General features: G+C 61.9%; 6 protein-coding genes. All 6 read left to right on the top strand.

Features of this window, described 5'->3' with window-relative positions:
• Positions 1–694 precede the first annotated feature (694 nt).
• Positions 695–3,013, top strand: a complete 2,319-nt coding sequence (locus tag FJY68_10755) for a TonB-dependent receptor (GenBank protein ID MBM3332305.1) — start codon at positions 695–697, stop codon at positions 3,011–3,013.
• Positions 3,014–3,805, top strand: coding sequence for a DUF4249 family protein (locus FJY68_10750; protein ID MBM3332304.1), 792 nt, complete (start codon positions 3,014–3,016; stop codon positions 3,803–3,805).
• 547 nt (positions 3,806–4,352) lie between these two features.
• Entirely contained in the window at positions 4,353–10,595 is a 6,243-nt protein-coding gene (locus FJY68_10745) for a hypothetical protein (protein ID MBM3332303.1), read from the top strand.
• A 12-nt stretch (positions 10,596–10,607) separates the two neighbouring features.
• Positions 10,608–12,341 (top strand): glycosyltransferase, encoded by a 1,734-nt coding sequence (locus FJY68_10740; GenBank protein ID MBM3332302.1) that lies wholly within the window; start codon positions 10,608–10,610, stop codon positions 12,339–12,341.
• 33 nt (positions 12,342–12,374) lie between these two features.
• On the top strand, positions 12,375–14,528 hold the full coding sequence (locus tag FJY68_10735) for a hypothetical protein (protein ID MBM3332301.1): 2,154 nt from the start codon (positions 12,375–12,377) through the stop codon (positions 14,526–14,528).
• Between the two features lie 308 nt (positions 14,529–14,836).
• Positions 14,837–15,169 carry a hypothetical protein gene (locus FJY68_10730; protein MBM3332300.1) on the top strand — a complete coding sequence of 111 codons (333 nt, stop codon included), beginning with the start codon at positions 14,837–14,839 and terminating at the stop codon, positions 15,167–15,169.
• Positions 15,170–15,614: the final 445 nt, after the last annotated feature.

Genomic DNA, 15,614 nt, shown 5'->3' with positions numbered 1-15,614 from the left:
CATCCCCGCATTGCTGAGTGCACTGGAACGGCCCGCGTCACCGAAAGAAATTGACGCAACAGAGAGAGTTGCCTAAAGTGATGTGGGAGCCGCTAGGAATTTCAACTAACCGAGGGACATGCTCGTGAGCCAGTCTGGCCAGGAACTGTCCGGTCTTCACCTTCACAGCTTCACTTAGTAGCGACATAGATTCAATTGGTTAGACGCGGCCCCCGCTCACGGGAATCCTGCCACCCGTGCCATCATGGTGCTGTCGCTTCCTGCCGATTATCTGTCAGTCCCTGAGTGAGTTAGCTCGCTCTCGCACGAGCATGGTGCATGGCGAAGTCAGACAAAGAGAAAAGAGAGTCACGTACAACCCAGTATCACGACAATGTCTATGACCGAGCCGTTTATCGATACCGAGCTGCCGTGCTCTCATACGTTAGACGCAGCCGGACCAAGGATGGTTCATCTGCCAGTCGGTCGTCGCGCAAGGTGCTCTGCCGCAGGCACTTGCAGAAACCCTTAGAGCAGACATAGGTCACGGGTATGCGCTGCCCGGCCCGGTCGAGGAAGAGTAGGTTGGCGGCCTTCCTGCCGCTCGTGCTGGTATTCCCCATTTGCTCCAGCTCAGTGACTTGGGCGCGGGCATCTGCTTTGGCTTCAGATTCGTCACATCCGCTGTTCCCTAACGCTACAGCCTGCGTCACGCATGGCAATTCGACCGCCCGTTCGGTCTTGCGGATCAGGTCGGGGTTGCAGGATGAGTCCTCACGGCTATCATTTGCATCTAGTGAAGATGCGTTCGCTGGTATTAGTCTTGTCCCTGGTCGCGGCTGCCGCCGCGAAGTACGGAGTGGTGAACGGCGAGGTGCGGGACGCAAAGAACGGGGAGCCCCTGGCCTACAGCAACGTGTACCTGGAAGGTACTGAGCTGGGATCGGCTGCCAATGCTCGCGGTCTCTTCTTCATTCCCGGGGTACCGGACGGCGATTTCCAGCTGGTGGCTTCGTTTGTTGGGTACGAAAGTCAGCGGCGACGAGTGTCGGTCCGCGAAGGCCAACCTCTTCACGTGGATTTCGAACTGCAGCGGGCTTCGATCGGGGTCAAGGAAGTACAGGTTACGGCCGAGCGGGCGCGGTTCGAGCGTGAGGTGCAGGTGTCCACGACACGCCTGGACACGCGACAGCTCCAGTGGGTGCCGCGGGTGGGCGGAGAGCCCGACCTCTTCCGCACCATCCAGCTACTACCCGGGGTAGTCACGACCTCGGATTTCTCCAACAAACTCTACATACGCGGCGGCTCACCGGACCAGAACCTGATTCTGCTCGACGGGATCACGGTCTACAACCCGTCGCACCTCTTCGGGCTCTTCTCGCCATTCGTTTCCGAAGCGGTTTCGGACGTGACCCTGCTGGCAGGCGGGTTTCCGGCGAAGTATGGCGGTCGAATGAGTTCGGTGCTCGACGTCACCACCCGCGAGGGGAACACCAAGGAGTATACCGGCAGCGGCTCGGCGTCCGTAATCGCCGCCCAGGGACTGGTCGAAGGCCCGATCCCGAAAGGCTCGTTCCTCGTTGCCGGCCGCAGGACCTACATCGCCGATCCTCTGCTGCGGGCGTTCGGGGTAGACGGGCTCGGGTACTACTTCTACGACCTTATGGGCAAGGTGAACTACGAACCGGTGGACGAGTCGCGATTCACGCTTGCCGGCATCCTGGCCGAGGACGTACTCAGCTTCTCGGACGCGAGCGGCTCGGGCGACCTGTCGGGCCGTCTCCGCTGGGGCAACCGGGGGTTTTCCGGGCACTGGCACCGGGTGGTGTCGCCGCTGCTCTACGCTGAGGTCATCGGTTCCTACAGCAACTTCTTCACCGGACTGGCCGCCCAGGTCGGGACGCCGGACACGGCCCGCTTCGAGGCGGGCGTCACCGACTGCGCGGTGAAGGCCGACGCGAACTGGTACGCGGCGGACCGGCTAGCTCTCGACTTCGGCACGGAACTGCGCTACATGCTTTCGAGTTTCAGTACCGAGTTCTCAGGTATCACGTTTGCCCGCTCGGACACGCTCTGGCCGGTGACCGTCTATGCCGACGGCAAGTGGGAAGCTATCCAGATGAGGCTCTTCGTGAAACCGGGGCTGCGGCTCGGCTGGGACTTCGCGTTGCGCCGGTTCGAACCGGAGCCGCGACTCGGGATCAAGTACCAACCCCTCAAGAACACCGCGGTGAATCTGGCGGCGGGCCGGTTCACCCAGCAGATCCTGACGTCGAACTCTACCGAGGCGGTCTTCTCGATCTTCGATGCCTGGGCGCCGGTGCAGGAGTTCCAGGCGACGCCGGCCGCCTGGCACGGGATTGCCGGCGTCGAGCAGTGGCTCGGAACCGATCTGGTCCTTTCGGCCGAGACGTACTACAAGCTCTACGACAACCTGCTGGAGACGAGGTATGGGGAAGGCTTCACGCAACCCGACTCGCTCCTGCCGGCCGACGGCTACTCGACCGGGCTCGACCTGATGCTGCGCCGGACCGAAGGCCGAGTCAACGGTTGGGTGACCTACTCGTACACGTGGACCCGGCGCCAAATCCGGGGCGAGGCCGATGAGTACGCGCCGCACTACGACCGCCGACACTCGGCCAACGTGGTCCTGAGCTTCCCCAAGGTCTGGTGGCAGATCGACGTAACGGCCAAATGGTCGCTCGGCAGCGGGCTGCCCTACTCCGGCTACCTTGGTTACTTCCCGCGCTATGTCGAGCGGCCGTTCAACTGGTCGGAACGCGAGTGGGAGTACCTGCGCTCCAGGCGCGACGGCTTCCGCTACCCGCTCTACCACCGGCTCGACGTCGGTCTCGCCCGGAGCTGGACCAAACGCTGGGGCGAGATAACCGCCTTCGTCGACGTCATCAACGCCTACAACGCCACGAACCCGCTGCTCTACTTCTGGGAAGTCAACGAACAGGGGCTGCCGCAACGGGACCAGATTGGGAACCTGCCGATACTGCCCACAATCGGCGTGAAGGTGAGGTTCTAGATGAAAGGCATCGCGGAACGGATGTACTATCACTCCGGGGGGCGGGCGGCCGCGCTGGCGCTCGTGCTGGCGCTTCTTTTCGGGTGCGACGGAGGCCCGGACGGGCAGTTCGTACCCGAGCTCGCGGTCCACGCCCAGCTCCGGGTTGGCGCAACCGCGGCAACTGTGCAGGTCAACCGGACCTACGGCCTGGACGAGCAGTTCGACAGCACCTTTGTCGGCGCCGATGTGTGGCTCCTCCGTGCCGCCGATTCGTTCCGCCTGCCCTGGGCCGACCGCGACCGCTACGCGTTCGACTGGACCGGCTCCGCACCGGCGATCGGCCCGGATGAGACCATCCGGCTACGCGTGACCCGCGCCGGGTTCGACACGGTGAACGCCTCGACGATCACTCCCTGTGACTTCACGATTCTCTATCCCGAAGACGGCGACACGGTGACGCTGGCCGACTCGATCGGCTGGAGCCGCTGCCCCGGGGCGAAAGGCTACTACCTGTCGCGTCGCATTGAGCAGCGGCGTCAGGAGTTTGTCTTCGACCTGGTCATAGCGAACGACTCGCTCGGCGACGACTACGACTCTCTGAAGGTGAACATCCCGCAGCTCGCCTTCCTCTACGGCGACACCGCTGTGAGCCAGCGGCTCAGCATCTACGCGGTGGACTCCAACTACTTCTACTGGGTCGACGACGGGGGCGGTCAGTACGTGAACCGTGTGACCGGCGGGGTCGGTGTGTTCGGCTCAGCCGTGCGCCGCGACCTCCAGCTCTACCTTCGCCGCGACACGCTGCCCTAGCCGGCCTGGCGCCGCCGGGGCTGGACCATCACCGCAGCCGGAAAACCCGGGTAACTTCGCGCGGTTCCGACTCCGTCAGACCGCGGCTGATCTACTTTCGCCGACCTGCAATCTACAATCGGCAATCTGCAATGCCTCGTGGGAGCTTCGAGAGATGAGGTGCCTGTCCTTAGTTACAGCGAGTCGCCAAACAGGCGACTGCCCTAACTCCCCCCCCTAGTTCCCCCAGGGTAGTTTCGAGGAAACGGTGGAACCCGTCCCGCTCTCGGTGGCGTTGGTCGCGTTGGCGGACGCCCGTCAGCGGTGTTTCGGGGTGGTTGACTCGGTTGTCTATGGGCAGCGACGCAGAGCTTGACAGCCAGGGTCGGCACCTTAGACTAGCGTGCCGGGCAGGGGTGTACGAGACCGAAGCACGTCCTGCCTCGGTTCACTACGCTTGTCAAGCTGAGTGGCGTACGACGCACACTCAGTCAGACAAGTTCGCTCCGCAGGACCGGATCGTCGCGGGGAGACGGTTTCTCCGCTAGCCGCTGAAGAGGAGGCCAGGGTGGATAGATGGAAGTTCCTATTCGTCGCAGCCGCGGCTCTTTGCCTTGCGACTGGCGGTTCCAGCCGGTCGCAGTCCGGCGTCCCGCTCGGGGAAGGCCGCAACTCGCCTTTTGTTGCACGGTCCGCGGAGGCCCCGAAGTGCCTGGGTCTCGCAGTCGCGCCAACTGAGGTCGGAGTGCAGATCGAGAGAGTTGCCGCGTATGTGGGCAGTGACTCCAGCGGAAAGTACCCGCGCAGTTCCCTTGTCAGAATCCAGGTCTATCCCAGGGCAGGCACCGGGGAAATCGAAGGTGGTACGATTGAGGTCTCGTCGGCCTCCGCTGCGTTCTCGTCCGGTGCTCACAGCCTGCTCGTGTCCGCCCGTGGCGGCGTTCCCGTTTGTGGATTCTGGAATACGTCTGGGCTGAAACCAGCCCCCGACTACCGTGTTAGGATCTGGGTGAACGACGCGGCAGGCCGGGCGGTCGCCGACTCCTCGCTGGTCATCTCGATAGTCGAAGCGCCTGCGCAGGCACCCGCGAGCGCAGTCATCGTTCCCCGCACGGCAGTTGAAATGCGCACGCTGGGAGAGGTCGTCAAGAAATCGCCCGCGTTCAAACTGCCGCTGGAGATAGACAGGGTCGCCTCGTACGTGTGGAACGATTCCGACAACGTCTTCATGAAGAACTCTGTTGTGCGGATACAGGTGTACGCGCGCGCCTTGGCCCTGGGCATGGGCCTGCCGGCCGCGCGGTTTCAGGCCAGCTCCAAGTCTCACCGCCGGCTGACCAAGATGATGAGGAGGGCAAGGCTGGGACGCGTTGTCAGCGGCACGGTGCAGGTCGTCTCGGCGTCGCAGGGCTACAACTCGGGCGTGCAGAACATGGTGATCAATCCCGAGGGTCGAGGCGGCGTGTTCGCCGGATACTACTGGTTCTGGGACGCTTGGCGGCTGAACCCGGCAGTGGACTACCGCGTGACCGTATCGCTGACCGACACGGCGCGGCAAACTGCCTGGGACAGTTCCCTGGTCATCGCCATCGAGTCCAGGCTACCGCTGCCGACCAAGACTGAGGCGGCTACGGACCTGGCGCTGCCGGCGCGGGGCCTGCCGTTGCAGGTCACGCGCACATACGACTGCCGCACCGGCTATGTCGGGCCGTTCGGCTACGGATGGAACTTCACCTACGGCAGACGGCTGCTGGAGCTGGACGACAGCCTGCTGGTCATGGTGCTCACGCCTGAACTGGACGAGTACTACTACACCCGGAACTCGGACGGTTCTTATCGTTCACGCGCGTACGACCATTCCAGGTTGACGAAGAACTCGGATAGCTCCTACAGCCTGCGCGAGAAGTACGGCACTACCTACGACTTCGATTCTTCTGGTCTGCTCACGGCGGTCACCGACAGGAACAACAACCAGTTCAACTTGACATACAACTCCCGCGGGCTGCCGACAAAAGTGCGCGACCCGGCGGGCAGAACGATGACCCTGTCCTACAGCAGCGACTGGCTGGTTTCCAGTATCACCGACCCGGCCGGCCGCACATGGCGGTATGGCTATGATGGCTCGGGCGACCTCGTTTCGGTCACCGACCCGCTGAACGGGCAGACCCAGTACTCCTATGACAGCAACCACAACCTGACGGCCCGTACCGACGCGCTGGGCAAGCCCTTCTACTTCACCTACGATGGCGCCGACAGGCTGACCGAGGTGCGCAACTCGGTCGGTTCCCGCCTCACATACGGCTACGGGGCCAGCCAAATGACCGCAACCAACGCTCTAAGCGAACAGGTCACGCTGAACTGCAACCCCGACGGACGTGTTACCTCTCTCGTTGACCCCCGCAGCAGTACCTCGTACTTCACCTGGGACTCGGCGTACAACCTCACTGGTTTCACCGACGCCAATGGGCACTCCTCTAGTTTCGAGTACGACTCGCTCGGCAATGCGCTGGAAATCACAAATGCGCTCGGCGACCGGACTGAGCTATTGTACGAGCCGGACTTCAACCAGGTGACCAGCGTTACTGATGCGAACGGCAATCAGACTTCCTTCAGCTACGACTCCAGAGGCAACAACACGGTCGTCACCTACCCGGACGCATCGGCCGAACGGTACGGCTACGACCAGTACGGAAACAAGACCAGCGTCACCAACCGTCGCAGCATGACGCGCAATCGGACATTCAACGCGCAGGGGCAGTTGCTGACCGACGCGTTCTCGGGCAACACGGCGACTTTCTCCTACGACGCCGCGGGCAACCAGACCAGCCTGCGCGACCGCAGCGGCACGTTGCGGTTCACCCACGACGCTCTCGGTCGCGTCACGTCGGAAGTGCCGCCGGGCGGCAAGACAGTGCGTACACAGTACGACGCTGTCGGCAACCGGATCCGTCTCACCTATCCTGAAGGCGACTACCTCGTCTACACTTACGACGGCGGCAACCGCCTCGTTTCCATCGGCGGTTACTTCGGGCAGGTTGTGACCTATTCGTATGACAACGCGGACCGTCGCATCCAGAAGACCCTTGGAAACGGAGCCTACTCGACCTACTCATACGACGCCGCCGGCAATCTCCTTGAGTTGGCGAACCGCAAGTCAAGCGGCGAAGTCATCTCTCGCTTCGCATACACGTATGACAACGTCGGCAACCGCCTCGGCATGTCGGCCCCGGGCGGCCAGCACAGCTATGACTATGACCGAACGGACCAGTTGACAGAGGTTACCTATCCCGGGGACTCGACGTATTCCTACAGCCTCGACCCCGTAGGCAACAGGGCCAGAGTCACCGGACCTGGTGGTATGGTTCCGTACAGCTCCAACTTGCTCAACCAGTACACCAGCGCCGGCAACACGACGTATTCCTACGACTCGGACGGGAACATGGAGAGCAAGACCGGTTCTTCCGGGACCATCACCTACAAATACGAGGTCGGCGGGCCTGCCGGAAGTGGACAACTGGCCAAAGTCACGACCCCATCGCTGGTCACAGACTACGGCTACGACCTTCGGGGCAGACGTTCTTCGCGCAAGGTATCCGATACGACCACTGTCTACGTCTCCGATGGAGACAGGGTGATTTCCGATTATGTCAATCGGTCGCGCGTGGCCTGCTATGTGTATGGGGTAGGAATCGACGAGGTACTCCTGATGAGGCGGGCGGGACAGGACTACTACTACCATTGCGACGCGTTGGGCAGCGTGACGGACCTAACAGATAGTCGGCAGGAAGTTGTTGAGAGCTACGAGTATTCTGTCTATGGAGAACCTAGCGGAACGAGTTCCGTCGGGAATCGCTTCATGTTCTCAGGCAGGGAGTTCGACAACGAAACGGGACTCTACTACTTGCGGACCAGGTACTATGACCCCAGCATCGGGCGGTTCGGGAGTGCCGACCCTCTCGGCCTCGCTCCTGACGCCAACGTCTATAGATACACCGGAAACGAACCGGTGGGTAGGACGGATCCTTCTGGTTTGAGGTTTGTACCGCATAGATGGGCGGGCCCTTTTGGTCCGAACTGGATTCCGGTTCCGCCGCCCGGGGCGATACCCGGTTTCTTCAAGCCCGAAGACGGTGACATCCAGGACGAAAGGTGGGAGTCTCAGCGCGCCCCGGACAAGGAACTGGTGCCCGATTGCCCAGTGGTGGGCAAGCACGGCAACACGTGGGTTTGGAGGTACCCCAGCGGTGGGGGTCCGTGGTTGCACTTCCCCAGTTGGGGAGGGTGGGTGTACGGAGGCGGCTTCTGTCCGACGTACATACAGCGTCCGCGAATTGGACCCACTCGGTCTCGTGCTGTCTGGGGTGAAGCCCAAGAGGCGAACCTGGTGGCTAGGGTTGCCATCCCTGAGAGCGGCAGTCTCCTTCGGTCTGATATACCAATCTTCGGCCTAGCCGCTGGAAAGCACTTTCGAGCATACAGGGCAGAATACGGAAACGGCCCGAGTCCCGTGCGGTGGGAACTGATCGACTCGTCATCCTTGTCGCAGTCCACGTGCGAGATGGATGCTGCTTCGGTACAGCTGCTGCAGGGGGACGTAGACGTCCGGGGAAACCTTGCGACGTGGAATACCGGGTTGACTGAATTCGAGCATCTGCCGTGGCATCCCGAGAACGACACGATTGACCTGAACGGGACGTACACGATTCGGCTCGTCGTATACGGCAAGGATGGCGACTCGGTTGAGGACCGGGTGACGTGCGAAGTGGGCAGGGTGATTCCGCAGTGCCTTGGCGGGTATGCCATCAGCACGGACAAGAAGGTCAGGATGGTGTTTCCGGAGCAGTCCGTGACAGAGGCGTTCCGGCTGTTTGCCATCAAGCCGGCTGAAAGCGTCCCGGCGATTCCGACGGCGCACAGGCAGGTCGGCGATGTCTATGAGTTCAGGGAGCCGGGGGACAAGTTCACAAAGGATGTCTCGCTTGAGTTCGAGTACTCAGAGAGTGACGTTGCCGGCCTGGACCTAAACGGCCTCGGCATCTACACCTACGACTGGACCCGGAATCTGTGGCAGTACCTTCCGACCGCGCGGAAGGAAGGCGAGAGGAAGTTGGTCACGCCCATCCACGGTCTGACCGCGAAGCGGGCACTGTATGCCGTCCTGTCGAGTCAGTCGCCGGCCGAGCGTTCGATTGCTTGGGCCGCACCCGCACCCAACGCACAGCAGAAGCCTGTCGCGGACTCGCTCGGGCGGCTGGTCTGGAACACGTTCGAGGACGGCTCGGGTGAGTGGTCGAACCGCGACGGCGAGGTCGGAGCGACCGTGACTCGCGACAGCACGACCGCCCGTCGGGGCAGGTACAGCATGAAGCTGACCAATTCCGGACGCGACGGCAACTTCGCGTGCAACGTCTGCACCACGCCGTTCGACGCCCGGGAATTCCCGATTGTCGAGTTCGACTACCGGATTCCCACCGACGTGAAGATAAACTTCCTGGCCAAGGTTGCGGACCGGTGGTATGACATCAGGTTTACGGATGACCCGAAGGACCTGAAGTACAAGAACGTGAACATCACCGACATTGGCGCGATAGAAGGTGTCCTTCCGGACGACCAGTGGCGCCACGCTAGCTTCAACCTCTACGATATGCTGCGCACCAAGACGGCGAACTACGTCGTTGACGAGCTCATCTTGGCCGACTGGAACGTGAGCGGCTTCATGAAGCTGGACTTCGGAGAGAACCGCCAGGGCGCGGCGTTATCCGTGGACAACTTCACAGTCAGGCGTGATGCGAAGAAAGCGGCTTCTCCCTCCTTCGTTGTTGTCGACAGCTTCGACCGCGTTGAGGACGTGAACAGCCTGGGCGGAACGACCGGCGCCTTTTGGGATGAGATGGGCAAGGCGGTTTTGAGACTTTCGCACGAGCGCGGGAAGTGGGGTAAGGCGGTGCGCTTCTCCTGGGACGTGACCCCGAGCGGCAGCTACACCGGATACTGGAGTCAACTCGGCAAGCTGGACGCCAGGGAGTTCGGTGCTCTGACCTTCTGGGTCAAGGGCGTGGTCGGAAGCAGTGATTTCCAGGTCGGGCTCAAGGACGGCCGCGGGAACGAGAGCAAGGTCTCGGTTCGGAAGTACCTGGCGCGGGGCATCGACAACAACTGGCAGAAGGTCGCGATTCCACTGACCGCGTTCGCGAAGCTCACGGACTGGGGTGACCTGGCGAACGCGACCTTCGCTTTCGAGAATCTGGCCGGAGCCGGCGAAGGGACGGCGGTGATTGACCAGCTCCAGTTTGAGCGGGACGTGGACCTGTCCCGCATCGATGACTTCGAAGCAGAGGACAGCTTCAACCTGGTCGGTGGAAGACGGTTCACCTTCACGCATGGTGCAGGGGCCATCGGCGCCGAGCGCGACACCAAGCACGCCCGGCCCGGCTCATCGGCCTGCTATCGCGTATCGTTCGGCGGCAACATCGGCAAGGACTTCGGCGGCGGCGACTTCTCCTATGCCGCATGGAACGTCCAGATGCGCGGGGTAGACGCCAGCCAGTACCGCAACCTTATCTTCTACGCAAGCGGCGAGAAGGGCGGTGAGAAGCCCAACATCTACCTGACGGACGGGACCATGCGGGAGTGCGTGGACATCGAGAAGTACTGTCCGTTGACTACCGCAATGCAGAAGGTGACGGTTCCATTGGAGGACTTCGCTCGCAAGGGCGTGGACCTCACCCACCTCGACGAACTGCAGTTTGTGTTCGAGTGGACTGAGATGTCCGGCACCATCTTCGTGGATGATATCGGGCTGGAGCGGTAGGGAGAGCGTGCGATGAACCAGAGCACGAGCGTGAAACGAGCCGGGCGGCTGGGCGGTTTGTCGAAGACCGGTCTGATGTACGCATCCCTGCTGGTCTTCTGGGTGGCCTGCATCCTCCTCTTCAACCCGCGCCTGCTATCGTTGATGCATTCGTCGACCAGCATACCGGCGAGGGTCTCGGTCCTGCTGTTTGTGTTGTGCATCGACGTCTTCTGGCTGTATGGCGGTTACTACCTGATGATGTTCCTTTTCTCTCTGCTTGCCCGGCTTGACCGGCGACCCGCTCCTGCCTTGGCGAAGGACCCTCCGCCGGTTGCCGTCTTGTACACCACGTGTAACGACTTCAGCCTGCGCGCGGCGGTGTCGTGCGTGGAACAGGCCTACGGCCGACACCACGTCTTCGTCCTTGACGACAGCACCGACCCCGGCAAGATCGCCGAGGTCGACGCGTTTGCCGGGCGGTTCCCCGACAAAGTGACCGTGGTCCGGCGCGGCACCCGTGACGGCTACAAGGCAGGCAACGTCAACAGCGCGCTGCGGAACTACGTGAAAGGGTATCCCTATTTCGCTCTCGTGGACGCGGATGGCGTGATACCGCCGGATTTCGTGGCCAAGTTGACCCCCTACTTCGGCCTGGACGAGCGGATTGCCTTCGTGCAGGGCAGCCACTCGCCCCATCCGGTCCAGAAGTCCCGGTTCGCTCAGGACCTGGCTGAGGGCATACTGCCGCTCTGGACGGTCTACTTCCCGCCGAAGAACAAGTACGGCTTTGTCGTCTTCCTGGGCCACGGCGGGATCATCCGGCGCGATGTTTGGGAACAGGCGGGCGGCTTTCCTGAAGTTGTCTCCGAGGATCTGGCGTTCTCCACCAAGATAAGAGAGATGGGGTACACGGGCTACTTCGTTCCCGGCGTTGTGAGCCTGGAGGACTTCCCGGAGTCGTATGCGCAACTGCGCAAGCAGCAGGTCAAGTACACCAAGGGCAGTCTGGAGTACATGGCGAGAGGCTTCGGAGGGTTCGCCCGGGCGCGGGGAGTAAAATGGTATGAGAAAGCTGACGTGTTGTTCTCGTGTACCTCCCTCTATCTGCCGGCGTTCTATCTGCTGTTCTTGTTCCTCTATTGCCTGGTGCTCCCGGCCTACTGGGGAATCGACAAGCCGCTGAACATATCGCTCCCGGGCCTGAACGTCAGGCTCTGGACCGCATGCGTATTCCGGCAGGAGTTCAAGTCCATCGGCACGGCCGGTTTCTATGCGCTGACCATCCTGACCATGGTCGCGCCGATACTGGGTTGCCTTGGACCGATGCTCCGGAGGCCGGCCAAGACGCTCCGCTTGCTGTGCCTATCGACGGTGCCGTACCTCTCGCTCGTCTTTGCGTCGTTCTGGAGCGCCTTCAACTACTTGTTCACAAAAAGGGCGGTGTTTCTTGTGACCGGCGACAGGCGCCAAGTCGGCGGATCACAAGGCCATCCGACGCGGCGGTGTTCGCTACTCGTGCCCGAGCTTGTCCTCGGCCTGTTCCTGACCGCCGTAGGCCTGCGGCTCGTGAATCTCTCTCTCTTGGCGCTCTCCATCAGCCTGATACTGGGCAGTCTGGTTCACAGGTTCGGATGGAGCAACAGAGTTCTCGCGCCTGCCCTATTCGTTCCGGCCCTGCTGATACTCGGGGCCGTGGGAACGCTAGGGATGGGCGCTATCGGTCTGCAGGGCATCTTCCTGCCGTTCTTCATGGTGCACTTCTAGGTGCCATCAGTGCCTTCACGAGGAGGAGAAGCTATGAAAACAGAGGACAGTACCATCGCGCGGAGCAGGCCATGGGCGCGGTCATCGCTGACGATATCCGGGTGCAGCACGGTGTCATTGCTGCTCGCCCTGCTGTTGGCAGCCACGGGATTCTGCCGCCAGCCGTCAGCGCAGTTGGGCGTGAACAACGCCTATCTCTATCTTGCCGAAACGATGGACAAGTACCATAACTCGTTCGCCATCTACACCGACATCGACGCAGGCGGCAATCACATGGCGCAGGTCAAGGTCATGTGCGGGCCGGATAGTTCCGCCAGTGCTTTGTCTTTCCAGCAGGCATTCACCTCCAGCGTCCACTCCGGGCTTACGTGCATGGCGATGCAGTTCAGCGCTGACAGGGCTGATTGGTCTGCCGTTCGGTTTTCGGACCCGGTCGGGTACGACCTTGCCGGCGCCGCAATCTGCTCATTCTGGGCAAAGGGCGAGCACGGCGGCGAGGCGGTTCGATTCGAGGTAGGCGGCGAACCAGGCGACTCGCTGCGACGCGAGATCTACGCGACCCTGACGGCGGAGTGGCAGTGGTACACCATTGATCTGGTGGGGGCCAACCTGCGCAGCGTCAAAGGGCTCTTCGGTATCGTCGTTGAGAAGTCCTCGAATCCCTACGGCTGCAGGTTCTACGTCGACGATGTCTCCTATGACCTGGCCAGACCAGACTCGCCGAGACTCATCCAGAGCACGATCCCGGTTGTGTATCACCAAGACAAGTACCTCACTCTCAACAAGGCATCGACCGAGGCCAACGCTCTGGCCATGATAGCCCTCGTGGCCCGGGGCCAGTCGGATGACATCAGGCGCGCGCGGATAATCGGCGACGCTTTCCAGTATTGTCAGGTCAACGACAGATACTACTCGGACGGACGACTCAGGAATGCCTACCGCACCGGCGACATCGCCGATCACGTCACGGGCAAGGCCCTATTGACCGGGTGGTGGAATGAGGACAGCATTGTGCTCAACGGTCTGGTTGTTCGCCACGCGATTGACTCCTCGAGATGGTCCGAAGACAACTATCAGGTGGGGACTTGTGTTGGTGACATGGCTTGGGTGATAACCGCGTGGCTCAGCTACGACTCTGCGACCGGAGAGCACAGGTATCGCGACAATGCCGTCTCGCTTGGTCAGTGGATAGTCGGCAACTGCTACGATGCATCCGGGGTCCCTGGGTTCAGGGGCGGGTTCCTGGGCTCGGAGCCTTCTCCCTCGGCCGTGGCGTGGAAGTCGACGGCACACCATGCGAATCTCTACGCGGCTTTCCAGCGGCTCTTCGCCGCAACCGGCGACTCGTCGTGGCTCGCGAACGTGGACCGCGCCTACGGGTTCATGGCTGCGATGTGGGACCCGGGCAGCGGCCATTTCTGGAACGGGACCATCGACGCCTCGCAGGTAGACAGCTTGGGCGTACTGCAGGCTCAGACCGGGCCGCTGCTCGCGACCCAGGATACGACTGCATATCGGGGAAGCATGGACTGGGTTGCGGGCAACTGCGCCGTGGAAACTCTCGGCTTCAAGGGGTTCCATTTCGGCACGATTCGGGATGGGATTTGGTGGGAGGGCGTGGGGCAGGCCTCCTGTGCCCTGCAGTTGCGCGGTGATTCGACCTCGGCCGCATCGTACGTCGGCGAACTGAGAAAATGGCAGGACTCTGCCGGCCGCGGTGACCTCAAGGGCATCGTCGCTTGTCTGCCTGAGGTCATATACACCGGTCAGGAGAACTACTGGGGCTCGGTGGTCTGTTTTGCCAGGCTGGACTTGAGCGCAACCTGTTGGTACATCTTCGCTGACTCGCGTCTGAACCCCTACTGGGACGTGCCGACGACTGTCACCTGCTCGCGGGCTCGGGCAAGCGCTGACTCGTTCCACCTGCTCGTGAGTCCGACACCATTCGGTAGTCGGATGTACGCCAGCTACACGGTCTCCAGTCACTCGTCGGTTTCGATCGCGGTCTACGATGCCGCCGGCAGGTTGGTTAGGACCTTGGCGTCATCCAGACTGCCCCCCGGAGCTCATAGGGCGATTTGGGATGGAGCCGACGAGAATGGGCGATTCGTACCAGCCGGGGTCTATCTGTGTCGGGGTACTGCTGACAACGCGGCTGTTGAACGGAAGGTAGTCCTGACCAGGTGAGAACGCGGAACGGTCGGCTTCAAGCGAATAGCTCTTGCCGAACCCCTCGGTTGCCGAGCCACGAAGCGGAGTCTCCAGAGTATGCTCGGTGTGATCCCGGCTCGGATTCCGGCCTGGTCAGTCGGTGCAGTTGCCTGGAAAGGAGGCACACGATGCTCTCCAGAGCGTCTTCTCTCGTTTGTTTGGTGGTCTGTGTAGTAGCCACGACAATCACATGTGAGCAGGAGTCGCGGGGACCCATATCGGTCGACAACGCCGTGAGTCCGCCGGACCCCGCGAGCGGCGACAGTCTTCATTGGGAGATATCCGTGAGCAATAGCGGCCGGGAAGTCAATCTCGACAGCGTCAGAGTGCGAGAGGAGTGCGTCGCCGGTTGGGCACAGGGTCAGTGGCGCGAGATTCGCATCCCGGACAGCATGCTGACTGATACCACCGTAGGTGCCCATGCAAGCAGCGTCATCTATGCACAGACGTCCGTAGTCTCGAACACGGGCTCCACCGACGTCACGATGACGAACCTGGCCACCGTGTACTCGAATGGGGGCAGCAGTTCTGACTCCGTGACATACACGGTCGGCCGGGCGGCCGCGGACTTGGCACGGGGAGGGCCGGAGCTGACGTGGCTGGTGGAACGGCGGTGATTCTGGAGCAGTAGCGGCCCGGCGAGCGTTCAGGCCTAGGTCAGGATTCCGTGGTTCCGGCGCCGACCTCGCAGGTGGACATGCGGACGGCTTATGAATCCACCTTGCCCGCTAGCCGTCCGTGGCAGCCGCCCGCATGCGGAGGATCCGGGACACTTCTCTGAAGAGCCCTCTGTCAAGTCCGGAGTTCGACAGCCCTCCTGAGTTCCTTCGGTCTGTCCTCGTCTGGGAAGTAGTGGGACACTTCTGTGCAGAGCCTCGATCAAGGCGGTAGGCCGGAGTCATGCCTGGAGTCGCAGTAGGAGCCGCAGCGGACGTCATTGCTTGAGCCGTAGCTGGTGTCGTAGCCGGCATCGTAACTTGAGCCGCAACTGAAGCTGTTGCTTGAGTCGCGGCAGGAGTTGTTGCGTGAGCCGCAGCCGGTGTCATTGCAGGCATCACGGCG

Source organism: candidate division WOR-3 bacterium, from assembly GCA_016867815.1.
GTDB lineage: Bacteria > Hydrothermota > Tepidihabitantia > Tepidihabitantales > Tepidihabitantaceae > UBA2258.
The sequence above is the reverse complement of the archived record's forward strand: the minus strand, read 5'-3'. Positions and strand labels throughout refer to the sequence as shown.